This is a genomic window from Streptomyces sp. NPDC005706 (genome assembly GCF_040631045.1).
Taxonomy (GTDB): domain Bacteria; phylum Actinomycetota; class Actinomycetes; order Streptomycetales; family Streptomycetaceae; genus Streptomyces.
On the sequence record NZ_JBEXYS010000002.1, the window covers coordinates 647,686 to 670,420 of the forward strand.

The following is a 22,735-nucleotide window of genomic DNA, read 5'->3' on the forward strand; positions in this document are numbered from 1 at the left end:
CATGTCGACCGGCACCGCTTCGCACTGGGCCGACGTCCTCACGCTCCGGCCCGAGGTCACTGCGTCCGACGGCTCAGTGGGCGAGCTGCAGATGAGCCTGCACAAGGCCGTCTACCAGACCGTTGAAGTGCCTTACCGCAAGGTTGACTACTACGGCGACATCACCCAGCCCACCCCGAACCTCGTCGGCTTCTTTAGCCGTGTCGCCCGTCGGCTGGGTACCGACGCCGAGACCACAGCGCTGTTCCACCTGGACCAAGGCATGGGCGGAGGCAAGAGCCATGCCCTCGTCGGGCTCTACCACATGGCCAACTCGCCGCAAGAGTTCTTCGCCACGGAGCTAGGCCGTAAGGTCCGCACTGAAGCGGGGCAGGGCGGCCGCGATGTAGACCTCACCGGTGCCCAAGCCGTTGTCCTCACGGCCGACTACTTCAGCCCGGGCAGGCCCAGCGAGACATTCGGCCCGGCCACGAACCTGTTCGAGCGGTTCCTCTGGTCGCTGACCGGCGGCGACATGGACCGTTATAAGCGCTACGTCAAGAGCGGCCCAAATAAGGGGACGCTGCAGCAGGCGCTCAGTGACGCGGGACGGCCGGTACTCATCCTGCTCGACGAGCTGATGGATTACGTGCTGCAGCTCGCGGACGCGACCAACGTCGACCGCATGCCCAACGAGAAGGCGTTCCTCAACGCCCTCATGGACGCCTGCGACGACGTTCCCCGCGTCGTATGTGTCGTGGTCATGATACGCAGCGAGCTCGATGAGCGTGGTTACCCACCGCTAGCTGATGACTTCCGCAGCTATGTCTCCGACCGGCTCGTGCGTAACGGCCCGGACGGCAGAGTCGCGGTGACTGAGTCCCACGACTTCGCCTCGATCATCCAGCGCCGTCTGTTCGAGCCGGCCAACGTGGGCGCTGCAGCGTCGGACGTGGCCAGGCGGTACGACACGGCGAGCGATACGGCCTGGCGAGACAAGGTGCTTGACAAGCTCGGTCCGAACCGCGCGCTGACCGGCTTCGCCGAGCGAGTCGAGGCAAGTTACCCCTTCCACCCCGAGCTCATGCGACTCGTGCGAGAGGAGTGGTCCCAGGTCCAGAACTTCCAGCGTGTTCGTTCCACGGTCGCGATCTTCGCACGGACCGCGCTGCACTGGGTCACCGAGCACCAAGCCGGGCGCTGGGCGCCGGCCCTCATCGGCGTCGGCGACATCCCCCTCACTACCGCCCTTGAGCAGTTGCTGTCCTCTGGTCTCTTCATGGGCAACGACCGGGCCATCCAGGGCTATCGCTCCGTCGCCACCACGGACATCACCAGCACCGACGGGTCTGCAGGACGCGCCGTTGCCATCGACCAGCGGCTGCGCGCTGCCGGTGTCACCGCCGGCCAGGACCACGCGGGCGTGCGTATGGCCACCGCCCTGTTCTGCTACTCGATGGTCGCCCGCCCGCGCGGCGGTCGGGGGGCGACAAAGGCCGAGATGCTTGCGGCCATCTTCGAGCCGACTCCGGCCCCCGGTACCCCCTACACCGATGCCGAGGAGATTTTCAACGCCCTTACTGGCGAGGACGGGCTCGGCGCTCTTGAGATCACTCAGCCGACCAACGCACCCGGGCGCTACTACCTGTCCATCAGGCAGACGCTCAGGATGTACTTCACGGCCTCCCTCGCGCTCGTGGACCCACCCTCTTGCGGAAAGCTGGTCTGGGAGCAGACGCAGAGACTCGCTCGGCGCGGTATCTTCGACGAGATTCGCTTTATTGACGCGCCGTCCGCGACCGGGGATATCGACCTCCAGCGCACGTTCGACGGAGTGGATTCGGCCGTCACCCGCCTCGTCGTGCTCGACTCGCGTCGCTGGACCTTGCTCAACGGCAAGGACACCCTTAGCCGCGCTGAGATTACAGCTCTGCTCGGGCTCGGACCCGACGCGCTGCGCGTGGATAATGCCGCCAGCTGTGTCGTGGCCTGCGTGAACACACAGCGGCGGGACGTGGCGCGCAAGCGCGCCAGGGAGGTCCTTGCCTGGCGCAGTGTCCTTAAGCAGATCAACCCCGAGGACGTCGACGAGTTCCGCGAGGCCACCACCAAGGTGACCGAGGCTGAGGACAAACTCAAGAAGGACATCGAGAAGGCCTTCCAGCACTACGCCTACCTCGTCCGCGCCTCGGACGGGCTGCATGTGGAGTTCAAGCGGTTCGACGACGACAGCAAGTCATCCCTGCGCGGGGACCAGGTGTGGGCAGCACTCATCGAGGCTGGTCGCGCAACGAACACGGCAGGCCTCTCGGCGGACTATCTGGCAGCCCTGCTGGACACTTTCGAGCGCACCCTTACGCCGCGCGAAGTCGTCCAGTCCTTCTACAAGAACCCCATGTTCCCCCTGGTTGCCGCGACCGACGAGATACGCCAGGCAATCTTTGCTCTGCTTCGCAACGGCTGGGAACTGGCAGACTCCGACGGCAACAAGCTCGCCATCGCCTCTCCGGAACATATCTCGATCGGCTCCATTAGCCAGAATCTTCGCCGCGCGGTCAAAGTGGCCGAGACCGTGCCCGCAGCCGGTGGTGCGTCCAAGAGCACCACGACGATCTCGATCCCTAGGCAGCCAGCCGGGCCAGTCAGCGGCGGAGAGCCCAGCAAGCTGTTTGGCGTCGACGACCAGGAGTACCGGGCCACGACGGGACAGGCGAGCGAGGCCAGCACCGAAGATGCCGCTCCGAGCAACCCGGAGCTCACCTCCTTTAAGCGGTACATCATCGACCTGACCAACCGCAGCATCACCGCTCCGGATTCTCGTGAGCAGGTCTGGCAACTCCTCAAGGAACTGAGCAAGGTCATTGATGCACCTGGAACTAACCACCAGCTCATTAGTCTGAGCGTCACGCTAATTACGTCTGAGGGCGCCCAGGGGGCTATCGAGCAGAAGGCACAACAGGCAGGTGCACGCGTTCGGGTCGAGGACGACGACTTCTGACCAGCCGGGCGTGAGCGAATGCCAAAGCACTGGTATTACGCGCAGCCGGCCAGAGGGCTAGCCTGAGCCGACCCGCGATTGGCCGGCGGCTCAGGGACAACGAGGACGCGAAATCGGCTCAACTCGCCGACTGGTTGATTCGGCGTGCTGAGGCTCGCGCAGGACCCTTCTAGCCTCCTGCCTACGCGAACGCTGTAGTCAGGAGGCAGGGTCGGGCTGGCTACTTCTTCTTGCCTTGGGTCTTGTCGGGGATCTTAGGAAGCCGGGGTTTTGCTGTCAGACACGGCTCGCGCCCTAATGGATCCAGTGCTCACGCCCAACAACCCGGCGGGCAACGCCATCTCATCGGACAGTCACGGCCTCCCGGCCGACCAGCAGGGGCACGGTCTGACAGCAGAGCTCGAACGGCTCCGGAGCAGGTAGTGCTCACCTGCCGGCGGCTGCGGACCGCAGTCTCTCCTCCGGCCCGTATGCGTCCCATTAGGAGTGGCGTGCTTGACCGGCTGCAGGTTGTCGTTGGTCGTCCTTGGCCACTGTTGAGCGACCTCGGACGGCCCAGCTTCGGCGGCTCGACGTACGGTCGGCACCTCCGATGCGCCCGTCTGAGCCTCAGCCGACGACAGTTAGCCACGACGGCGAGGGCGCCGACCGACCTGGCGCGCGTGTGCCTCGCTGCACCCCCACCAGCCTCAGCCACGCTGCGGTGCCGTCGACCAGAGCAAGCCACGACGGCCGGCCAATGACGTAGTGGGCCGTGGCCTCCTGGTCCATGGCTGGTTGAGACGGGCTGGTTCGCACTCACCAGGCTTTGTCATACCCCTCCCGTACCGTAGAAGCCGTAGGACCGAGTGGGAGGGGACGCCCGTGACTGACGTAAAGCTCGAGGACCTGATCGAGGAGCTCGACCAGAAGGCGAAGGACGAGTTCGCGTCCACCCCGGAAGTGGTGGACAAGGGGCACAGCCTTGATGTGTCGGCGCTGCCGATCACCGCTCGGAAATGGCACAAGGTCACCGACGCGGTTGCCGTCGTGGCGGACTTGAAGGGCTCGACGAAGTTGGGCACCGGGAAATGGGCTGCAAGCACCGCCAGCATCTACGAAGCCAGCACAGGTGGAGTCGTCAGAATCTTTGACGAGTTCGAGGCCGACTTCCTGGCGATTCAGGGTGACGGAGCCTTTGCCCTCTTCTGGGGGGACCGCCGGTACGAGCGCGCGCTGACCGCCGGAATCACGGTCAAGAGATTTAGTCTTGACTTGGTAAAGCGGCTTGAAGCTCGGTGGCCGAACGACTCCGCTTTGCCGAGCACGGGATTCAAAGTCGGCATCGCCTCCAGTCGTCTCCTAGTCAAGCGGGTCGGTACGCCGCGCAACGTCAATCAGCAAGAGCCGGTCTGGGCAGGCAAGGCTGTCAACTATGCGGCCAAAGCGGCACAGTCGGTCGATCGGCACCTCATGGCCGTTACCGGCAGCGTGTGGGACCGTGTCGAGAAGAACGATTACCTGGCTTACACCTGTCCGTGCGGTGAGGGTCCGTCCGACACGCTCTGGGTAGACCACACCATTGATCGGCTCCCTGACGGAGATCCGGAGGCTCAGGGGCGCGTATTGAGCTCCTCTTGGTGCGCGATCCATGGAGAGGAGTACTGCGCCGCCGTCCTGCGAGGTGAGAAAAAGCGTGACGATGTCGGTCACTTGAAAAAGGCGGCCGCTTCAGCGCGAATGCGTGAGGCAATCTGGACGAAGGCGCAACACGAACGCGAGGCGCTCCGAGCGCGACGTGCCGGATTCACCTCGTGATGCCGCGGCAAGGCCCCCCATCTGGCGGAGAGGCTGAGCAAGGCACCTCTGCCCCGAGTACCCTCCAACCGGAGCACGCGTGGAAGGCGCTAAGCCTGGTCAACGATTGGGTGAAACACGCCGAGACTAAGAGCGTTGCGACACTGGCCGCTGCTGGTGTCGCCGGAGGGGTCGCCTACAACCTGCTCAAGGACCAGAGCAACCCCGGAATCATCCTTGACCTCGTTGCGGTTGTTGGCTGTCTGGCAATCTTCATTGCCGGATTGCTTGCCATGGCAGCTCTTGCGCCCCAGCTGAAACCTCCTCTGAGTGGTGAGCTGCGCACGAAATTGCGCGGTTTGTGGGCGGGGCGACATACGCCTCCTAGCGAAGGTGAGACCGAGTCCGTACAGTCTGAGGCTGAGCGCAGCCCCACGAACCTGCTGTTCTACGGCGACGTTAAGCGTCTATACGAGCACGATGCACCGACATACGCGCAGGTGTTGGCCGCGCTTACGGGCAACGACCGAGAGATCACTGATCACATCGCTCGTCAGGTTCACGCGAACTCTCTCGTCGCGAATAGGAAGTACCTATGGGCTAACCATGCAATCCGAGCTCTGCGTATAGGTCTAGTCTGCTTGGCCTTGATTGCATTGATCATAGCTACCCGCTAGCAGGACAAGGGTGCGGCCCGGGCGCCGGCCGGGCTGGACGACAGGTCGGCGCCGAGCATGCGAAGCGCCACACGAACGCGAGCGCGCACTACAAGGAGAAAGCCCACGGGTAGCTAGCCGCTGCTTACGGTGCGGATGTGGTGCGCAGCCCGCTCAGTAGCCCCCTGGCTCTTGCACCTCACTGTTGTGCTCGGGCGATCACCAGGCTGCTGCCGAGTCACACTCCCAGCTTTGATTCCACGTATTTTTGCAGAGCGGCGATACTTGCCGATTCGATTGCTCCACCCAACCGCAACAGGAAGGCACTTAGCTTCGCCCTGGCACTGAGCCGATCCGCTTGACGCGCATCCGGGTCCTCAAGCTCATGCACGGACGTTTCAAGTGATGCTGCATTGTCACCCCCGTGGGTGGAAATCAACTCAAGAAGCTCCTTAGCCTCTGCCCCCAGGTTGACAGTCCCCTGAATATTCTGAACGACAGACCCTTGGAGACCATGAAAGATTTGTTGGTTTATCGTCACGACGGTACCATTCGATACCCGAGCTGCCGGAATACTCGAAATAGCTCCCATTGGAATGGTAGCTGAAGCCACCGGAGTGAGGGAATCAACCCAAGCTTCAACATCGCTGGAGCTTACTGCTCCATCTTCTGAAAGCTCTAGGAGTTCCGATTCTAGGCGGTGGCGGATGGCCAGCATTCGAGATTCACGCTCGTGACGCAGGTCCGTATTAATCCTTCGCACCGACTTTCCGTATCGCGTAACGATGCTAGAGGCTGAAACCCTCTCGATGCCCTTCGCCCGTAGCTCATCTTCTGCTGTGTCAGGGTCCTTCGCGCAGAGATCGAGGAAAGCGGAAAAATCACTGAACTGGCGAGACATCTCCTGGGGCAAGAGAGATTCATCGCCATAGAATTCATAGACGTGCCCTGAAGCGGTGCTGTAGCCGTCTTGCCTCACGGAGTGGCGGCCCACTTGCGTCAACCAATCATGGAAGAGCGATAGAAGTCGATCCGCTTCTGATGCGTAGAGGCGTCCCGTCGGAACGTAGATTCGAAACAACAAATTGTTCTCATGGTCATCTATGAAAGACCCGGATAGAGTGGCCATTTCTGCATTGGTCGTATACGGGAGCAGTGAAACGCCAGCAGCGGAAATCATTTGCAGGACGAGTGTGCGGACCTCCGGGCTCGGCACGGCGAGGAACGCGCGGCGGAATTCTTCGGAGGAATTAAAGGTTAGATCATCGTCTATCGCTACCACGAGAGGTTCCGGGATCACCTCCTCCCCTTCTAGGACCTGCTTGTGAACCATGATTAGATTAGGTTTCTTTCCAATGGCGGCGAAGAGGCGCGCGGCGACATCGCGATATCGGAGCGCCGCCATCATATTGAAGATGTTACCTGTCAGCTTTCCGATCACGGCAGTCAAGCTGGGATCCTCAAGGATCTCGATGATCTTTTCCCAGTTCGCGGCATCGGAGTAGAGGCTCTTCCGACGGTAGCGAGCCCCAGATACCTTCAGCTTACTATCGGAGAATTCCCTATTATCTGTCCCGATCAAAAGAAAATAGGGACGTTGGGACCCGTTCATTTACCCCCACCTCACGTGATCCTGCGGTGCCGATGCTACTCCCGGTCGTTCGTGCTCGGGGCATGAACGTTGTGAGGGCACGCGGCGGGAAGCGCTTATGTCCGATCAAAGACGACAGGATGAGGCAGCGGTCGGGGGAACGGCTTTGGGGTGGCGCTGCTTTGGCGCGAGCGATCATGGCCCCGTAAGCTTCCGGCGTGTCGGGCAGTCTGTGGACCTGCCTGGTGAAGCACGACGTTGGGGGCCATGATGTTCGAGGCTCGCGCCAAAGTGGCTCCGTAGAGCCGTGGAGCCGACCGCCCCAGCCACGACGTACTTCTTCTCTCACCTCAAGTGGCTGATTGTTCTGAGCGCGGCCCGGGCGCCGGCCGGGCTGGAGCGGGGCGGAGACAGGAGCGCAGGCCCGGCCGGGGGCCGGGCCGCGCGCGGTGAGCGGAGCGAGCCGCCTTGAACCCGTGACGGAAGTTGTTACTCGACAGGTCCCCGCGGCCTTGTCCGGTCCCGGGAGATGCTTGACACTTCGGTCCCAGCTGATGGTTGACAGTGGCCGTGATCGGCTTTTCTGTGCGCGTCATTGCGGTGCGTGTGGGGAGGCCGGGATTGGCGCTGGTGGAGTTGTCGGTTGTCGAGCAGAGATACCGGGCTGTCTTGGCGGTGCTGGCGGGTGCGACGGTGACCGAGGTCGCCGCGTCGCTGGGGGTGTCGCGGCAGACGGTCAGCGGCTGGAAGTCGAGGTATGAGGCTTCGGGTCTGGCGGGGTTGGCGGATCGTTCGCGCAGGCCGGCGTCGTGTCCGCATCAGGCCTCTGCCGAGGTCGAGGCGGCCGTGTGTGAGCTGCGGCGCAAGCACCCGAAGTGGGGTCCGCGGCGGATCGCTCATGTGCTGGAGCGGTCCGGGACGGTGAGCCCGGTGCCATCACGGATGACCGTGTATCGGATCCTGGTCCGTCACGGGTTGGTGGAGCCGGGGGTGCGGCGTCGGAAGCGGTCGGATTACAAGCGCTGGCAGCGGGACCGCCCGATGCAGCTGTGGCAGATGGACATCGTCGGCGGCGTGATGCTCGTCGACCCGGTCACCGGCGAGCTGACCGAGGCGAAGGTCGTGACCGGTGTGGATGACCATTCCCGGTACTGCGTGATCGCGTCGGTGGTCGAGCGGGCGACCGGACGTGCGGTCTGCGCGGCCTTCGTCCGGGCCTTGCAGAGGTTCGGGGTGCCGGAGGAGGTGCTGACCGACAACGGCAAGCAGTTCACCGACCGGTTCGGGCAGGGTGGTGAGGTGCTGTTCGACCGGATCTGCCGGGAGAACGGGATCGCGCACCGCCTCACCCAGCCGGCGTCGCCGACCACGACGGGCAAGGTCGAGCGGTTCCATCAGACACTGCGGCGTGAACTCCTCGACGACTGTGGGGCGTTCGAGAGCATCGAGGCGGCTCAGGCGGCACTGGATGCGTGGGTGGAGGAGTACAACTCCTCGCGGCCGCATCAGGCCCTGGACATGCAGTCTCCGGGAGACCGGTTCACCCCGGTTGCCGAGCAGGAGCGGGACGTACTGGGCCTGAAGATCCCTGGAGTGCTGGCGCTGGTGCCGCAGCAGCGGACACCCCGAGAGGATCCGGAGCCGGCTGCGACCGAAGCCTGCGAGGTTCCTGCCGCCTTGCCTGAGGTGCCGGCGGTGGTGCCGGTGGAGTCCGGTGGGCCGGTGGAGTTCGAGCGGGTGGTGCCTGCGAGTGGGAATCTGCAGGTGGCGGGCAAGCAGTTCTGGCTGGGTCCGGCCCGCTCAGGACTGACGGTGACGTTCTGGGCCGACACGCAGGTGATCCATCTGCTGATCGCCGGGACGCGGATCAAGACCGTGCGGTCCCACCTGTCGGCGGCGGATCTGGGACGGCTGGCGGCCCGGGGCGGACGTGCGGCGGGACCGGCCCCGCTGCCGGCCGGTGACGGGGCCGCGTTCGAGGTGGACCGGGTCGTGAACAACAGCGGCCTGGTGGGCCTGGGCGGGCACCAGGTGCTGGCGGCGGAGATCCTCGGCGGCCGCCAGGTGGGTGTCCGCATCGATGAGGAGACGCTGTCGTTCTTCGATCCGTCCTCGCGGGAACTGCTGCGGGTGCGGCCCAACCCGCTGACCAGCGAGGAAGTCCGGAGGCTGCGGGGCCTGCGGCCAGCCGGACCGCCGCCACGGCCCGGAGTCGAGCCCGTGCGAGTGCAGCGGCGGATCAGCGCGGTGGGCACGGTCATGGTCTGCCGGCAGGTCGTCTCCCTCGGCCGCCCCTACGCAGGCCAGACCGTGACCGTGCACGTCTCGGACACGACGCTCACCGTCGAGCTGGACGGCCAGGTCCGGGTCATCCGGCGCACGACCGACGTCCCGGTCCGCAACGTGAAAGCGAACAGGCCCCGTGAAGTTTCCGATGTTGTCTAGGCCCACCGTCAAGCATCACCTGGGACCAGAACGTCAGGCATCACCTGGGACTAGACACTCGGACTGCTGGCTGTTGCTGCTGGTGGTCCCGGTGTCTGCTGGCTCGTGGTGTAGAACCCTGGGCATGGGGAGTGAACGGCGAGAGCGGATGAGGGTGCTTGGGACGCGGCTTCGTGCGCTTCGTGCAGAGGCCGGCCTGACGGGTGCTGTGCTGGCACAGCGGGCCCATGTGGGGCAGCCGACGGTGTCCAAGGTCGAGACCGGGCGCATGGTTCCGAGCCTCGATGTGCTGGATCGGCTCTCGCTTGCCCTCGGCCTCGATGAGTCGACCGCCCGTGAGGTGCGTGACCTCCTGGCCGCGGTGGAGGCAGCTGCCGACTCCGATCAACTGGCAGACAGCGCGATCCCGGCTGGTGCCGCCGTTGATGATGAGATTCGCTCCGCACGGCTCGTGCGCTCGTTCCAGTGCGTCGTTCTGCCGGCCATGCTCCAGAGCGCGGAGTACGCCCGGCACGTCTTCGAGAGTGCGCCGAACGCGACGGCTGAGTCGGTCGGCCGGGCTGTTGCTGCCCGTGTGGAGCGTCAGAGCGTGCTGTACGAACCGGGGCGGGAGTCGGTGTTCGTGCTGACCGAAGCTGTGCTGCGGACGTGGCCGGGGACCCCGGCGCTGATGCTCGCTCAACTAGACCGCTTGCTGGCCGTCGAGAGTCTGAGCACCGTGCGGCTCGGGGTCATCCCTTGGCGTCGGCCGGTGCCGGTCCTGCCTCGCCATGGGTTCACGTTGTGCGACCGGCGAGCGGTCGTGGTCGAGACGTTCGGCGCTGAGCGGGTATCGGCCGACTCCGCCGAGGTGGCCTCGTACGAGGAGACGTTCGGCCGCTTCGAGGAGGTTGCGGTCTTCGGCGGTGAGGTGCGGGAACTGCTGTTGCAGGTGATGAAGGAGTTCCGCGACTTGGGAGACACCCTCACCCCTTAGAGGAATAATTCCTCTAGATGCCTGGCCTGCGAGCCGTTCGTGGGAATACTCTGCCGCTGCGCTGTCTAGTCCCCTAGACGATGGTGGAGGAGTCTCCTATGCGGTCCAAGTGGTGCCGTGCCTTTCCTGGTGTGGCTGAAGAGGTGGCGCATGCCCGTCACTTCGTCGCTGCCCTGCTCGACGGGCACGGCCCCGTCGAGGATGCCGTCCTGGTCGTGAGCGAGCTTGCGACTAATGCTGTGCGGCACTCGCTGAGTGGTTCGGCCGGCGGCTGGTTCCTCGTGGTCGTCTGCTTCGGTGGCGGAGATCTCGTGCGTATCGAGGTGGTGGACCAGGGCGGCGAACGCGTGCCGCATCTGTGTGACGTGACCAGTCAAGAAGAGGGCGGGCGCGGGCTGCTGCTGATCGCATCCTGCGCGAAGGACTGGGGCGTGAAGACCTGGCCGGATGGCCGTTCGGTGTGGGCCGAGCTGGCGCGGGAGGGTGCGTGATAGTGCTCTGTTCGGCGGCGGTCGGCGGTCTCCCCGCGGGCGGTGGTGGGTGAGCCCTCGTGGTGTGCCTCGGCGGCGGTCCCGGTTCTTCGTGATCGGCGTTCGTACAGGACGGCACCTCCCACCCATTCCGTCTAGGGCCCTAGACTCCTGGTTACTTCTAGGAGGTGCGGTCATGTCGGACGAGCTGCAAAGGATCACCGCGATCGATGATCCGTACCTGCTGCTGCGTGAGGTCACGAAGAGGCTGGCCGACGCTCAGCAGGAGGTGACCGAGCTTGCCCGGCTCCGCCGCCGTGTGGTCCAGGACCTCCACGCGCAAGGGCTCTCCTATGCGCAGATCGCGGAGAAGGCGGGCCTGAGCCGTGGGCGGATCCATCAGATCCGGCACACCGGCCCGGCACCGGAGGGGGCGTTCCTGGGGGTGGGCGCCGTCACCGTTGTGACTCCGCTCCGGTGGGACGGCGAGAAGAAGCGTCCGGTCGTCGCCATGGCCGATATGAACTCCGGGAAGCGACTGGAGGAGCTGGCCAAGTCCTACGGGCTTGCCGTCAGCTCCGGTCACGTGCTGGTGAGTGGTGAGATCGACCTGAACCGTGACGGCCTGATCGTCGTCTGCGGGCCGGCTATGTCCCAGGCCATGAGCGACCTGTACGCCCAGGACCCGGTACTCGGGTGGGAGCGTACGGAGGGTGAACCCTGGGCGCTGGTCGATCGGCGCACCGGCGCCAAGTACCACGCCGGAGCGGACATCGAGCCGCACCGCCCGCATGACGTCGGGTACCTCGGCAGGCTTCCCCGACCGGACGGCAACGGTTCGGTGCTCGCCATTGCCGGCATCCATACGGCAGGCTCCCTCGGCGTGGTCCACCTGCTCACCTCGGACCTCAACACGCTTTGGGGGCAGGTGGGCGAGCGTCACTACTCCACGCTGGTGAGCGTCGAGTACGACCCCGAGACCGACGAGCCGCAATCCGTGGAACTGCTCTGCCCCCTCTACCTGCACGACGAGGAGGCGACGGCGTGAACGTCGTCCTCGGCTCGCAGCCGGCCGACTTGGGACGGGAGAACGAAGACTTCGCCGCCGCCTCTTTCGGCGCGGCCGTTCTCCTCGACGGAGCTGGCGTGGCCGGGGCGGAGACCGGATGCGTGCACGGCGTCGCCTGGTTCTCCTACACGCTGGGCGGGCTGCTGTTGGCTGACATCGCGGCGCACCCCGCCCGGCCGCTCGCCGACTGTCTCGCCGACTCGATCCGAACGGTCCGCTCCCTGCATGAGAACACATGCGACCTGGCTTATCGGGCCAGTCCGACCAGCACGGTCGTCGCTGTCCGGGCCGAGGCGGGAGCTCTGGAGTACCTCGTCCTCGGTGACTCGACCCTCCTCCTCGCCGAGACGGACGGGAGTACGGCCGCCATCACCGACCAGCGCTTGGACTGCGTGGGCAAGCGGCTGCGTGGACCGGTCGACACATTGCCCACCGGCTCACCCGAACACTCCGCTGCCCTCGCGCAATACCGGGACGCACTCACCAGCCTGCGTAACCGGCCAGGCGGTTTCTGGATCGCCGGCCCCGACCCGCGAGCGGCCGAGCATGCCCTGACGGGGACGGTGCCGCTCGATTCACTCGCCTCCGTAACGCTGCTCAGCGATGGCGCGACACGCCTCGTCGACAGCTTCGAACTCGCCGACTGGAAAGAGGCGTTGGCCATCCTCAACTCCTCAGGGCCGGATGGGTTGATCCGCTGCGTTCGCGCAGCCGAGGCCGACGATCCCAACGGTCGGCGCTGGCCGCGAGGGAAGACCTGCGATGACGCGACCGCGCTGCACTGGGTCATGTCCTAGCGCGCCGGGCACCTTCGAGACACGCTCGTATACCCCCCTAGACAGTTGACGGGGCGTCGGTTACGGTAGTCGTCAACCCCCCTAGACAGTTCAGCGGGATCACCCCTCGCTGTCTAGGGGGGTATCCAACCCGGCTCGGCACCCTAAAGGGCGCCCGACCCAAGTGAGGTTCACTCCATGCGCGTCATCCCCGTCGACACTTCGGCCGCCACTCTGCTCGTCACGAAGCTGCCCGAGGTCAAGGTCAAGGACCGGCAGACCGGTGAGGTGGCCGTGGACCCGGTGACCAACGACCGGCTCATGGTCCTGGAGCTGGTGTTCATCGCAGAGGGCGGTTCGGACATGATCAAGGTCACCGTTCCCGAAAAGGGCATCGGTGAGGGCCTGGTCATGGGTTCGCCGGTCTTCCTGTCCGGCCTGGTGGCACGGCCGTGGGAGAGCGAGTTCGGCGGCCGCGCCCGGCACGGCATCGCCTACCGGGCTGACGCCGTCATGGTCGGTACCCCGGCGGCGGCGCGGGGCTGAGTGCCATGACCGATGCCCTGTGGGTTCTGATGCTGTTACTGCTGGCGGCGGCCGTGCTGGTCGCGGTGCGCCGTCGGCTGCCGGTCCTGTTCTGGTGGCTGGTTGGGTATCCGGTCGTCACACTGCGGGTGCTCACCTCGTACCGGGCCACCATGGATGCCTGCGGCCTGACGGTGCCGGCCTCAGCAGTTCGCCAGGCCACCGCCCGGATGATGGGGCGGCAGGCGGCCCCAGTACCACCGCGCCGGTCGTTGCCCCGGCCGACCGGGTCCGGGCTCGTGATGCGGCTGCGCATGGCGGCCGGGCAGGCACCCGAGGACTTCACCGCCTCGGCCGACCGATTGCGGCACGCCTGGGGCGCGCACGCCGTGCACGTCCGCCCCACCAAGCCAGGGCGGCTGGAACTGCGGCTCGTCGGCTGGGACGTCCTCGCCGATGTCCGGCCCGCTCGTCGGTGGCTGCAGACCGGACCGCTGTCCCTGCCGCTGGCGCTGCGTGAGGACGGACACTGGCACGTCCGGGATTTCCGCACCGTGCCGCACGAACTCATCCTCGGCGCCACGCAGTCGGGCAAGTCCGTGTACTTGCGCAACCTGCTGTGTGGGCTGGCCCGGCAGCCCGTTGCGCTCGTCGGCATCGACTGCAAGTGGGGCGTCGAACTGGCCCCGTTCGCGCCCCGTCTGTCGGCGCTCGCCGATACGCCCGACCGTGCGAACGGCCTCCTGGACGTCCTGGTGGAGGAGATGGAAGCGCGGTTCCATCTGATCGGCATGACGGGCGGGGCTGGTCCGGACACCGTTCTCACCTCGGACGTGTGGGGCCTGCCGGAGAAAGTGCGGCCGGTGCCGCTCGTGGTCGTCGTCGACGAGGTCGCCGAACTCTTCCTCGCCGCGAGCAAGGACGACGAGAAGCGGCGAGACGCCATGGTCACCAAGCTCATCCGCCTCGCCCAGCTCGGCCGGGCAGCCGGCATCTACCTGGAGGTGTGCGGACAGCGCTTCGGCGCCGAACTCGGCAAGGGCGCCACTATGCTCCGCGCCCAGCTCACCGGGCGGGTCTGCCACCGTGTCAACGACGAGACCTCCGCCAACATGGCACTCGGCGACATCGCACCCGAAGCGGCGCTTGCCGCTACCTCCATCCCGGCCGAACGGCCCGGCGTCGCGGTCGTCGGCGACTCCTCCGGCGGCTGGTCCCGCGTCCGCTCGCCCTACCTCACCCTCAACGACGCGGCGGCCGTCTGCCGCGACACTTCGGGCCTGGTGCCGGAACTGCCCCGGCTCGACTCCTTCCGGCCCGTCGCCGCCAAAGAGCTCGCCGGTCCTTCCCTGGCCGCACCCATCGCGCCCACCACTCGCCCGGTGACCGAGTAACCGCGCTCCCTCTCCCACGGCCGGCGTGACTGCCTCGCGCCACGTCCCTACCCCTCCCATGCCCGAAACCGGAAGGAAGCCGAGCCGATGCGAGCCCACCTGGCCCGAGTGGACGCCGTGGTCGTCCAGGCCGTCATCGCGGGCGCCCTGTCCTTCTCCCACCTGCACGACCTCGCCGCCGCCGCCGGACAGGGCGGCTGGAAGGCGTGGGCCTACCCGGTGAGTGTCGACCTGCTGCTGGTCGCAGCCTGGCGGCGGATGCGCCAGCAGCAGCAAGCGGGCCAGACGGCAGGGAGCCCACGGCTGTGGTTCCTGGTGGCCCTGGCCGCATCCCTGGGCGCCAACGTCGCCACCGCCGGGCTTCTCGACCTGGACCAGGTACCGGCCTCGCTTCGCGTGGTCGTCGCGGGCTGGCCCGCCGTCGCCTTCTTCGGTGGAACGCTGCTAGCCCACGCTCCGCATGTCGCGGAAGCGCCGGCGGCCCAGGCCTCCTCCTCGATGACGCACACGGATGCGGAACCGCACCCCGCCCCGGCGGCCGTCGACGGTCCCGACCGCGACGCACTTCCGGTGCCTTCCCCCGAGCCCGAACCGGCTGCGGAAACCAACACCGAGCCGGTCACCACTCCGCCCCTGGCTCCCTCCCTTCCCGTCTCGCTGCCGCCCGCCCTTGTCGACCGCGTCCGGGCCCTGGCCGAGGAGCACCGCTCGGCTACGGGCCATCCGGCCGACCCCGACGCCGTACGCGCTCGGCTCGGCCTGCCTCCGTCCATGACCCCGTCCGTCGCCGCGCACCTCTGAGAGGAGCACCACCGTGAACCGGCGCTTCCGCAACGTCCGCCGCATAGGCCCCGTCAACGTCGCCTCCTACGTCGACCGCGGTCGCAACCGCCACCTGGCCGCCTGCACCGCACCCCGCTGTGACTTCTCCGCCGAGTACGACAGTCACGCCGCCGCCGAACTCGCCGCCCGTACCCACCGCTGCCCGGCCTGACAGGAGGCCACTGCCATGAACGTTCCGCTCTGGCTCGCCCTGCTCGTCGTCGGGGTCCTCGGCGTCAAGCTCATCCGCCCGCCCTGGTGGCTCATCGCCGTCCTGCTCCTCGGCGGCTACCTCCTCGCCGACAGCCTGCTCGCCCCCGTCATCAACAGCTTCCTCAAGTGACCCGCGAAGGAGATCCGTTCATGTTCCGTCCGAAGGTCCCGACCATGCCTCAGCCCACCGGCCTCGTCGTCCCGTCCGCCGTGGTCGAACCGTCCACCATCGCGCCGGGCGTGCTCGCTCCGCCGCCGGCCACCGCAGCACCGGCCCCGTTCCGCTCGGCCAACCGGCTCACGCCTGGCACCGCGCTCGCCCTCGTCGGCGGCGGCACCGCCGTGGTCCTGATCGTCGGCGCCGTCCTGGTCAGCATGCTCCTCGCCGTCGCCATCACCGCCACGTCCGTGGCCGTCTGCGCCGTCGTCATCCGCTCCATCCTCACCCGCCGCTGACCTCATCGCTCCGCGCGCTCGGCCCGCCCTCCCTGTCTAGCCCCCTCGACAGGTCGGGCGCCCGTACCGAATGTCCGCCCCTGCAAGGAGGAACCCGCACATGCGCCCTGCGGCTCCGACCGCAGCCATCCGCCAGCTGGCAGCACTCGCCCAGCACGGCGACCTCAGCTCCTACGCACGCCAGATCCAGCGCCTCGGCGGCTGCGAGCGGCCCGTCCGGATGGAGGGCCACCGGCTCGACGTCCACGCCGCCACCGGCGAGATCGTCCGCGAGATCGCCGACCGCGACCTCCCCGCCGGACAGCTCCTCATCCGCTGCAACAACCGCCGCACAACCCGATGCGCCTCCTGCGCCGAGACCTACCGCAAAGACACCTTCCACCTGGTCACCGCCGGACTGAGCGGCGGCAAGGGCATCGGCCCGGCCGTCGCCCAACACCCGCGAGTCTTCGCCACCTTCACCGCCCCGTCCTTCGGCCCCGTCCACAACCGGCCCGGCGGCGGCCGGTGCCGCTGCGGACGCCTCCACCCCGACGACGACCCCGCCCTTGGCACCCCACTCGACCCAGACCGCTACGACTACCGCGCGGCCGTCCTGTGGAACGCGCACGCCGGGGCACTGTGGGCCCGCTTCACCACCTACCTGCGCCAGCACCTCGCCTCCCGCGCAGGCATCAAGCGCACGGAACTGCGCCACTACCTCAAGGTCTCCTATGCCAAGGTCGCCGAGTACCAGCGGCGCGGCGCAGTCCACTTCCACGCCGTCATCCGCCTCGACGGCCCGGACGGCGCCGACGATGCCCCGCCGGCCTGGGCCACCACGGAACTACTCACCGACGCGATCCGCTCCGCCGTCGACCTCGCCGAAGCACCCGGCCCCGTCCTCGACGGCCAGACCTACGCCTTCCGCTTCGGCGGACAGCTCGACATCCGCCCCATCCGCTCGGCCGACTTCGCGGGCACCTCGGAACTGTCCAGCCGCGCCGTGGCCGCCTACATCGCCAAGTACGCCACCAAGGGCGCTGAAACCGCCGGCACCCTGGACCGCCCTATCCGCAACCCGATCACCGACCTGATCGGCTCGGGCGTCACCGACCACGCCCGGCAGATGATCCTCACCTGCTGGCACCTCGGCGCCCTGCCCGAACTCGAGCCTCTGCGTCTCCGCAAGTGGGCGCACATGCTCGGCTTCCGCGGCCACTTCTCCACCAAGTCCCGCGCCTACTCCGTCACCCTCGGCGCCCTCCGCCAGGAACGCGCCGACCACAACGAAGCCCTGGCCCGCGAACGCGCGGCCGAGGGCGGCCACCCGCTGCCCGACCCGGACACCGTCCTCGTCCTCTCCCACTGGGTCTTCGCCGGGACGGGCCTAACTGCAGCAGAACACCTCATCACTCACGGCACTGGTGCCCCTGCAGGACAGGCAGACGACGACACGAAAGGAGCGCTGACGTGGACCACCGGCGCGACGAACTGATGACCGTCCCGCAGATCCTCGCGGAGCTTGGTGGGGTGTCTCGCCGCACCTTCTACCGATGGCGTGAACTGGGCCAGGGTCCAGCTGCATTCAAGCTGCCCAACGGCGAACTCCGCGTGTGGCGTGCTGACTTCGCCGCTTGGCTTCGGCAGTTGGAGGCAGCGGCGTGAAGTCGCTCGACGTGAAGGTGTGGAGCGTCCGAAAGCGGAACACCAAGAATCCGTCCTATGACGTCCGGTGGATGGTCGCCGGAAAGGTCTTCTCCGAGCAGTTCCGCACCAAAGGGCTGGCGGACCACTACCGCTCCAAGCTGCTGCGCGCTACCCATGCCGGCGAAGAGTTCGACACGGTGACGGGGCTGCCGGAATCGATGGTCGAGAAGGCGGCCTCGATGACCTGGTACGCCTTCGCTCTGAAGTACCTCGCCATGAAGTGGCCACACGCGGCGCCCAACACGCGGAACGGGATCAATGAAGCGCTGACTGCCGTGACGATGGCCCTTCTCGACGAGCGTCCGGGGCAGCCGTCCGAGGAACTGCTCAGGAAGGCGCTTCGCAACTGGGCCTTTGTCCTTCCCGGTCCGGACGAGCGTGAATTGCCGACCGAGGTCGCGAACGTATTGCACTGGGTGGCCAAGGTGTCGCGCCCGCTCTCGGACCTTGGGGACGCCGCGATCGGCAGGGCCGTCCTGGACTCGCTCAGGCTGAAGCTTGACGGGACGGCGGCAGCCGCGGAGACCGTCCGGCGCAAGCGTCGGACACTCGTCAATGCGCTGCACTACGCGGTGGACCTCGGTGAGTTCAAGGAGAACCCGGTTACGCGCATCCGCTGGAAGAAGCCGAAGGTCGCCGGGGAGGTCGATCCCCGGGTGGTAGCCAATCCCGAGCAGGCTCGTTCCCTGCTGGCCGCAGTTTCGTACGTCGGTGGGTACGGTCGTGCCCGTGGCCGTCGGCTCGTCGGCCTGTTCGCATGCATGTACTACGGCGCGCTGCGTCCCGCTGAGGCCGTGGGCCTTACCAGTGCGGACGTGAAGCTGCCCGAGGTCGGCTGGGGGACCGTCCTGCTGAATCGGACGCGTCCCAGTGTCGGCAAGCAGTGGACGGATTCCGGCGAGACCCATGACGACCGGGGCCTGAAGAACCGGCCGGCGGAGGAGGTCCGCATCGTGCCGATCCCGCCCCAGCTCGTCGCCATCCTTCGGCAACACCTCGACACCTTCGGCACCGCCGAGGACGGGCGGCTGTTCACCAACGAGCGTGGGGGAGTGGTGGGGTCGTCCACGTACTACCGCGTCTGGCAGGAGGCCCGTGCGCTGGCGCTCCCGCCGACCGCGGTCGTCTCGCCGCTCGCTGCTCGGCCGTACGACCTCCGGCACTCGGCCCTGTCGACCTGGCTCAACTCTGGGGTGGACCCGACCGAGGTCGCCGAGCGCGCGGGCAACAGCGTCGAGGTCCTGCTGAGCCGTTACGCCAAGTGCATCGATGGACGGCAGGAAATCGCCAACCGCAAGATTGAGGAGCTGTTGCGCGAGTACGAGTGATCTCCATCGACCCGTGCATGGTTCGAAGATTGCCACCTTCCCTAGCGATCACAAGTGCCGCGGATGGGGCTAAGATCGCCGCTCCGAGGCAACGACGATCATGGGGGGGCCATGATGGTGAGCAGGCATGCTCGAAGACTCGCAGGCGCTGGCGCAATGACGGTACTTCTTCTGGCGGCGGTCAGCGGGTGCTCGTCGGCTAAGGAGCTGCCGAACTCGGTCGGTTCGCAACTCCAAACGGCACAAGACCGGGCGCAAAGTGCGGGCTTCACCAACCTCAGTTCCGAGGATGCGACGGGGCAGGGACGAGCGCAGCTCTGGGATCGTAATTGGCGCGTCTGCTCGCAAGACCCACAGCCTGGCGAGGCAGACCCAGAGACCCTGGTGGTCTTCTCGGTGGTGAAAGAAGGCGAGTCGTGCCCTGCATCTACTGATGGCTACCTAGCCATGCCGGGCGACGAGATGCCTGGTTACGTCGGACGCAATCTTATGGATGCGATGGACCAGATGGCAGCCCTGACTGGCGAGATAACCGCGGTGGACGCCACTGGGGCGGGGCGGAGTACGGACAATGAGAACGACTGGCGAGTTTGCACCACCACTCCCGTAGCGGGAGAGGTGATCGAAGACAGCGTGGTCTTCGAGGTCGTTCCCAACCAAGAGAAGTGCCCCGGCTAGGGTCCTGTCTGCCGAACGATAGACCAGCGATCGATGGAAGACTGCAAGCCTTTAGGCCCCTGGAGGTGTCCAGGGGCCTTGGCGTTACTGAGCTTCCCCCGAGATGCGGGGAAAGGTGACAACAGGTCAGATGGGTTTCATGAGAGGAGCCCTGACGATGCCTGCCCCGAGGAAGTACCCGCTGGAGTTGCAGAGCGTGCGGTGCGGATGTACTGGAAGGCCGAGCCGATGCCGTGATCTGTCGCATGGCCGAGGAACTTGGTGTGTTTACGAGGCCCTGCGGGGTTGGATCCGCCAGGCCGAGGCGGACGCCGGCGAGCGGGACGGCCTGCTCACCACTGAGGAGAAGGAAGAAATCGCCCAGCTGCGGCGCGAGGTGCGGGAACTGCGTCGTGCCAACGAGGTACTGCGGACGGCCTCGTTTTTTTCGCCGCGCAGCTCGACCCGACCCGGCCCAGGTGACCGCGCTCCTCGACGAGCACCCGCACCTGGGGGTCAAGCCCGTACTCCGGGAACTGCACATCCCCTCCTCCACCTACTACCGCTGCGCCGGTCCGAGAAGGAACCCTAGGAACGGCGCCGCCATGACACCGAGCTGACCGGACAGATCCGGCAGATTTCTCAAGACTCCGGCGGCAGCTACGGATCGCTCAGAGTCCCTGCCGTCCTGTCACGCGACAACGTTCCGCGAAGTGGCTGCGCTCTTGGCAATCCAACTCGATGATGTTCAGATGCCTGACGCTCTTTGGATCAAGCTCATCGGAACGGTGCCCGCCATACTCTGGGTGGCCTTCGCCGCCATGGTGTACTTCACCCTCCGGCGCACGATCATCCAACGCATGGTTCCCCGCTTGACTGCCGTACGAGCACTGGGTGTGGAGGTCGAACTCGCTGCTGAGCTGCTGGATCGAGCCCAGGATGTCAGCCAGACGACCGTAACCCCGATTGCTAGGCGCACGGCACTTGGTCGGCTGGAGCATGCCGCCGAGTTACTGCGGGGAGGCAAGATTCTCTGGGTCGATGATCGCCCTGATGCTATCGCCTCGCTTGTGGAGCTTTTTCGTGCCGCTGCAATGCATGTCGACGTAGTCGTCTCGACCGATGAAGCAACACCCCTACTTCGCCGGAGGCCGTACGACATCGTGATCAGCGACATCGACCGAGACGGTGATCCGCAAGCAGGGATAAACATGCTGCGCATGCTGGAGCAGTACAACATCGATGCGCCGGTGTTGATCTATGCGGGAGATTTCGATCCCGAGAGAGGTGTTGACCGAAGAATATTCGCAGCCACTACGATACCGGTCGATTTGGTGCATTACGTCATTGATCTCATGGAGAGGGCCCGCCTGGGCTCGCTGTGATCTTAGGTTGGTGGTGTCTTAACGACCCAGTCAAGCGCCACCGCGACGCCAATCCCGAGCAGGCTCGGTCCCTGCTGACTGTGGTCTCGTACGTCGGTGGGTACAGCCGGGCGCGTGGACGTCGACTCGTCGGCCTGCTCGCCTGCATGTACTACGGCCCCTTGCGTCCAGCTGAAGCCGTGGGCCTCACGAGTGCGGACGTGAAGCTGCCTGAGGCTGGCTGGGGACGGCACTGTTGAACCGGACGCGTCCCAGTGTCGGCAAGCAGTGGACCGACTCTGGCGAGACCGCGATGACCGAGGACTTAAGAATCGGCCGGCGGAGGAAGTCCGGCTCGTGCCGAACTGCCTGCGTTTCCCGTACGAGCTTACTGAGCGGGGAAGATGAGTCGCAGAACGATCTCGCCGTCGTCGATCTCCCCGGTGGGCTCGAAGCCGAACTTCTGGTAGAAGGGCCACGGCTCGCCGTCGCCGGGCTCGTAGCTGGTCAGCAGCTCGGTGGCGCCGTCCGCGCGAACCAGGGTGGCGACCTGCGTGAGCGCCTCTCGGCCGATCCCTCGCCCCTGGTACCGCTTGTCGACGAGGAGGCGCCAGAGGAAGTGTCGCGCTTTGTAAGGACCGGCCGGCGGTTTCCACGAGAGCATCACGAAGCCGACTGGCTCATCGCCGCGGTACACGGCGCGGTACCAGGGATTGGCCTTCGGTTTCTTCGCCGCCTCCTTGAGGGAGTGGGACACGGAGGCGACGAATTGCTTCTGGTCACGTCGGACGCGGAGGGCACGGACGGCATCGCGGTTGTCGTCGGTGATCTCCCGTAGGTGCACGCTCGGGGATCTCATGCCACACCCCTTCCGCCCGGCAGCTGCGCCGTCCCGGCCTACGTGAAAAGCCGATAGCGGGCGGCATTCCCGCGCATCCGCGTTGTCGAGGCCGCCAGGTCGGACGTCTTCGCAGCGTATTCGACCCAGGCGATCTGGGGCGGGACTGGCACGCCGGGCCGTGACCGCGCCCAGGGCAGCTCCCAGGAGAGCAACCTTGCCTGACGCGGCGATGCGCATGCGCAGGCTCCTTCGTCAGTTAGGTGGGCTGACCTGGGTAATCGCTCGGCCGCGACCGGTTCCCCGTCGACCCGCTGACGAGACGTCGGCCGCACGAAGGTGATCGCGAGAGGTTTCCTTCGAAACTTACCGAAAGGCTATTGACTTACGGCATCCGGCGTGCATCGTGATTAGTAGGCCATAACACCGAAAGAGTTGCAAAGTCGATGAGGACGTCTAGCCGGCTAGTGACTTGGACAGGATGTGGTTCAGGCCCCCAGCAAGCCGGCGCGATACCGAGGCAACAGTGACGACTGAGGTTTCAGGACACGCGCAGTACTACTGGGGACTGTTTTTTGCTCTCAGGGCGCGGCTAGTGCACTGTGCTCTCCCGCGACGGTCAGCCGATCGAGATCGGCTACTGGGGGGGGGGGGGGGCCGTGTGGGCCTTAGGTTTCGCCCTTGACCCGAATACCCGCCCCCTGCGCACCGGC

21 protein-coding genes and 1 pseudogene are annotated in these 22,735 nt (G+C 66.2%); 20 read left to right on the plus strand and 2 right to left on the minus strand.

The window, feature by feature from the left end:
* Nucleotide 1 precedes the first annotated feature (1 nt).
* The 3 genes from ABZ478_RS06510 to ABZ478_RS06520 all read left to right on the plus strand — a co-directional run bounded on the left by ABZ478_RS06510 (nucleotide 2) and on the right by ABZ478_RS06520 (nucleotide 5,430).
* Nucleotides 2-2,977, plus strand: coding sequence for a DUF499 domain-containing protein (locus tag ABZ478_RS06510; protein ID WP_359545832.1), 2,976 nt, complete (start codon nucleotides 2-4; stop codon nucleotides 2,975-2,977).
* An 864-nt stretch (nucleotides 2,978-3,841) separates the two neighbouring features.
* Nucleotides 3,842-4,774, plus strand: a complete 933-nt coding sequence (locus ABZ478_RS06515; RefSeq protein WP_359545833.1) for a hypothetical protein — start codon at nucleotides 3,842-3,844, stop codon at nucleotides 4,772-4,774.
* Between the two features lie 110 nt (nucleotides 4,775-4,884).
* Nucleotides 4,885-5,430 (plus strand): Pycsar system effector family protein, encoded by a 546-nt coding sequence (locus ABZ478_RS06520; RefSeq protein ID WP_359545835.1) that lies wholly within the window; start codon nucleotides 4,885-4,887, stop codon nucleotides 5,428-5,430.
* Nucleotides 5,431-5,647: 217 nt separating this feature from the next.
* On the opposite strand, the gene ABZ478_RS06525 is transcribed toward ABZ478_RS06520, so the two are convergent.
* Nucleotides 5,648-7,021, minus strand: a complete 1,374-nt coding sequence (locus ABZ478_RS06525; RefSeq protein WP_359545837.1) for a hypothetical protein — start codon at nucleotides 7,019-7,021, stop codon at nucleotides 5,648-5,650.
* 600 nt (nucleotides 7,022-7,621) lie between these two features.
* Between ABZ478_RS06525 and ABZ478_RS06530 the strand changes: the two genes are divergently transcribed.
* The 17 genes and pseudogenes from ABZ478_RS06530 to ABZ478_RS06610 all read left to right on the plus strand — a co-directional run.
* The gene (locus tag ABZ478_RS06530) at nucleotides 7,622-9,445 is read left to right on the plus strand and encodes an IS481 family transposase (RefSeq protein WP_359545922.1); all 1,824 of its coding nucleotides are present in this window, start codon (nucleotides 7,622-7,624) and stop codon (nucleotides 9,443-9,445) included.
* Between the two features lie 124 nt (nucleotides 9,446-9,569).
* A complete protein-coding gene (locus ABZ478_RS06535) occupies nucleotides 9,570-10,421 on the plus strand; it encodes a helix-turn-helix transcriptional regulator (RefSeq protein ID WP_359545839.1) in 852 nt (283 codons plus the stop codon).
* 98 nt (nucleotides 10,422-10,519) lie between these two features.
* Complete coding sequence (locus tag ABZ478_RS06540) at nucleotides 10,520-10,912, plus strand: ATP-binding protein (RefSeq protein ID WP_359545841.1); 393 nt, start codon at nucleotides 10,520-10,522, stop codon at nucleotides 10,910-10,912.
* A gap of 175 nt (nucleotides 10,913-11,087) precedes the next feature.
* On the plus strand, nucleotides 11,088-11,939 hold the full coding sequence (locus tag ABZ478_RS06545; RefSeq protein WP_359545842.1) for a sigma factor-like helix-turn-helix DNA-binding protein: 852 nt from the start codon (nucleotides 11,088-11,090) through the stop codon (nucleotides 11,937-11,939).
* Nucleotides 11,936-12,757 carry an integrase gene (locus tag ABZ478_RS06550; protein WP_359545844.1) on the plus strand — a complete coding sequence of 274 codons (822 nt, stop codon included), beginning with the start codon at nucleotides 11,936-11,938 and terminating at the stop codon, nucleotides 12,755-12,757. The genes ABZ478_RS06545 and ABZ478_RS06550 overlap by 4 nt, the downstream gene beginning before the upstream one ends.
* 177 nt (nucleotides 12,758-12,934) lie before the next feature.
* Nucleotides 12,935-13,282: a hypothetical protein gene (locus ABZ478_RS06555; protein WP_199210907.1), complete on the plus strand. Its 348-nt coding sequence runs from the start codon at nucleotides 12,935-12,937 to the stop codon at nucleotides 13,280-13,282.
* Between the two features lie 5 nt (nucleotides 13,283-13,287).
* Nucleotides 13,288-14,655 carry an FtsK/SpoIIIE domain-containing protein gene (locus ABZ478_RS06560; protein WP_359545846.1) on the plus strand — a complete coding sequence of 456 codons (1,368 nt, stop codon included), beginning with the start codon at nucleotides 13,288-13,290 and terminating at the stop codon, nucleotides 14,653-14,655.
* 87 nt (nucleotides 14,656-14,742) lie between these two features.
* Nucleotides 14,743-15,456 (plus strand): DUF2637 domain-containing protein, encoded by a 714-nt coding sequence (locus ABZ478_RS06565; RefSeq protein WP_359545847.1) that lies wholly within the window; start codon nucleotides 14,743-14,745, stop codon nucleotides 15,454-15,456.
* Nucleotides 15,457-15,469: 13 nt separating this feature from the next.
* The gene (locus ABZ478_RS06570; protein WP_359545849.1) at nucleotides 15,470-15,649 is read left to right on the plus strand and encodes a mobile element transfer protein; all 180 of its coding nucleotides are present in this window, start codon (nucleotides 15,470-15,472) and stop codon (nucleotides 15,647-15,649) included.
* 15 nt (nucleotides 15,650-15,664) lie between these two features.
* Complete coding sequence (locus tag ABZ478_RS06575) at nucleotides 15,665-15,820, plus strand: hypothetical protein (RefSeq protein WP_107119057.1); 156 nt, start codon at nucleotides 15,665-15,667, stop codon at nucleotides 15,818-15,820.
* A 20-nt stretch (nucleotides 15,821-15,840) separates the two neighbouring features.
* Nucleotides 15,841-16,146: a SpdD-like protein gene (locus ABZ478_RS06580; protein WP_359545852.1), complete on the plus strand. Its 306-nt coding sequence runs from the start codon at nucleotides 15,841-15,843 to the stop codon at nucleotides 16,144-16,146.
* A gap of 100 nt (nucleotides 16,147-16,246) precedes the next feature.
* Entirely contained in the window at nucleotides 16,247-17,623 is a 1,377-nt protein-coding gene (locus ABZ478_RS06585) for a replication initiator (protein WP_359545854.1), read from the plus strand.
* Nucleotides 17,623-17,793: a helix-turn-helix domain-containing protein gene (locus ABZ478_RS06590; protein ID WP_135790125.1), complete on the plus strand. Its 171-nt coding sequence runs from the start codon at nucleotides 17,623-17,625 to the stop codon at nucleotides 17,791-17,793. The genes ABZ478_RS06585 and ABZ478_RS06590 overlap by 1 nt, the downstream gene beginning before the upstream one ends.
* Nucleotides 17,790-19,163 (plus strand): tyrosine-type recombinase/integrase, encoded by a 1,374-nt coding sequence (locus tag ABZ478_RS06595; protein ID WP_359545856.1) that lies wholly within the window; start codon nucleotides 17,790-17,792, stop codon nucleotides 19,161-19,163. Before ABZ478_RS06590 ends, ABZ478_RS06595 begins: the two co-directional genes overlap by 4 nt.
* Before the next feature lie 156 nt (nucleotides 19,164-19,319).
* Nucleotides 19,320-19,841: a hypothetical protein gene (locus ABZ478_RS06600; RefSeq protein WP_359545858.1), complete on the plus strand. Its 522-nt coding sequence runs from the start codon at nucleotides 19,320-19,322 to the stop codon at nucleotides 19,839-19,841.
* Nucleotides 19,842-20,533: 692 nt separating this feature from the next.
* The gene (locus ABZ478_RS06605) at nucleotides 20,534-21,205 is read left to right on the plus strand and encodes a response regulator (RefSeq protein WP_359545860.1); all 672 of its coding nucleotides are present in this window, start codon (nucleotides 20,534-20,536) and stop codon (nucleotides 21,203-21,205) included.
* A 47-nt stretch (nucleotides 21,206-21,252) separates the two neighbouring features.
* A pseudogene (locus ABZ478_RS06610) lies at nucleotides 21,253-21,547 on the plus strand (site-specific integrase); the annotation flags it as partial.
* A 25-nt stretch (nucleotides 21,548-21,572) separates the two neighbouring features.
* Here the strand turns inward: ABZ478_RS06610 and ABZ478_RS06615 are convergent.
* Entirely contained in the window at nucleotides 21,573-22,043 is a 471-nt protein-coding gene (locus tag ABZ478_RS06615) for a GNAT family N-acetyltransferase (protein ID WP_359545862.1), read from the minus strand.
* Nucleotides 22,044-22,735 lie beyond the last annotated feature (692 nt).

Excerpts from the sequence above, each read along its gene's own strand:
- ABZ478_RS06510 (WP_359545832.1), top strand. The coding sequence starts at position 2 with ATGTCGACCGGCACCGCTTCGCACTGGGCCGACGTCCTCACGCTCCGG.
- ABZ478_RS06525 (WP_359545837.1), bottom strand. The coding sequence starts at position 7,021 with ATGAACGGGTCCCAACGTCCCTATTTTCTTTTGATCGGGACAGATAAT.
- ABZ478_RS06535 (WP_359545839.1), top strand. The coding sequence starts at position 9,570 with ATGGGGAGTGAACGGCGAGAGCGGATGAGGGTGCTTGGGACGCGGCTT.
- ABZ478_RS06590 (WP_135790125.1), top strand. The coding sequence starts at position 17,623 with ATGACCGTCCCGCAGATCCTCGCGGAGCTTGGTGGGGTGTCTCGCCGC.
- ABZ478_RS06615 (WP_359545862.1), bottom strand. The coding sequence starts at position 22,043 with ATGAGATCCCCGAGCGTGCACCTACGGGAGATCACCGACGACAACCGC.
- ABZ478_RS06600 (WP_359545858.1), top strand. The coding sequence starts at position 19,320 with ATGACGGTACTTCTTCTGGCGGCGGTCAGCGGGTGCTCGTCGGCTAAG.
- ABZ478_RS06545 (WP_359545842.1), top strand. The coding sequence starts at position 11,088 with ATGTCGGACGAGCTGCAAAGGATCACCGCGATCGATGATCCGTACCTG.
- ABZ478_RS06580 (WP_359545852.1), top strand. The coding sequence starts at position 15,841 with ATGTTCCGTCCGAAGGTCCCGACCATGCCTCAGCCCACCGGCCTCGTC.
- ABZ478_RS06560 (WP_359545846.1), top strand. The coding sequence starts at position 13,288 with ATGACCGATGCCCTGTGGGTTCTGATGCTGTTACTGCTGGCGGCGGCC.
- ABZ478_RS06565 (WP_359545847.1), top strand. The coding sequence starts at position 14,743 with ATGCGAGCCCACCTGGCCCGAGTGGACGCCGTGGTCGTCCAGGCCGTC.
- ABZ478_RS06555 (WP_199210907.1), top strand. The coding sequence starts at position 12,935 with ATGCGCGTCATCCCCGTCGACACTTCGGCCGCCACTCTGCTCGTCACG.
- ABZ478_RS06575 (WP_107119057.1), top strand. The coding sequence starts at position 15,665 with ATGAACGTTCCGCTCTGGCTCGCCCTGCTCGTCGTCGGGGTCCTCGGC.
- ABZ478_RS06540 (WP_359545841.1), top strand. The coding sequence starts at position 10,520 with ATGCGGTCCAAGTGGTGCCGTGCCTTTCCTGGTGTGGCTGAAGAGGTG.
- ABZ478_RS06585 (WP_359545854.1), top strand. The coding sequence starts at position 16,247 with ATGCGCCCTGCGGCTCCGACCGCAGCCATCCGCCAGCTGGCAGCACTC.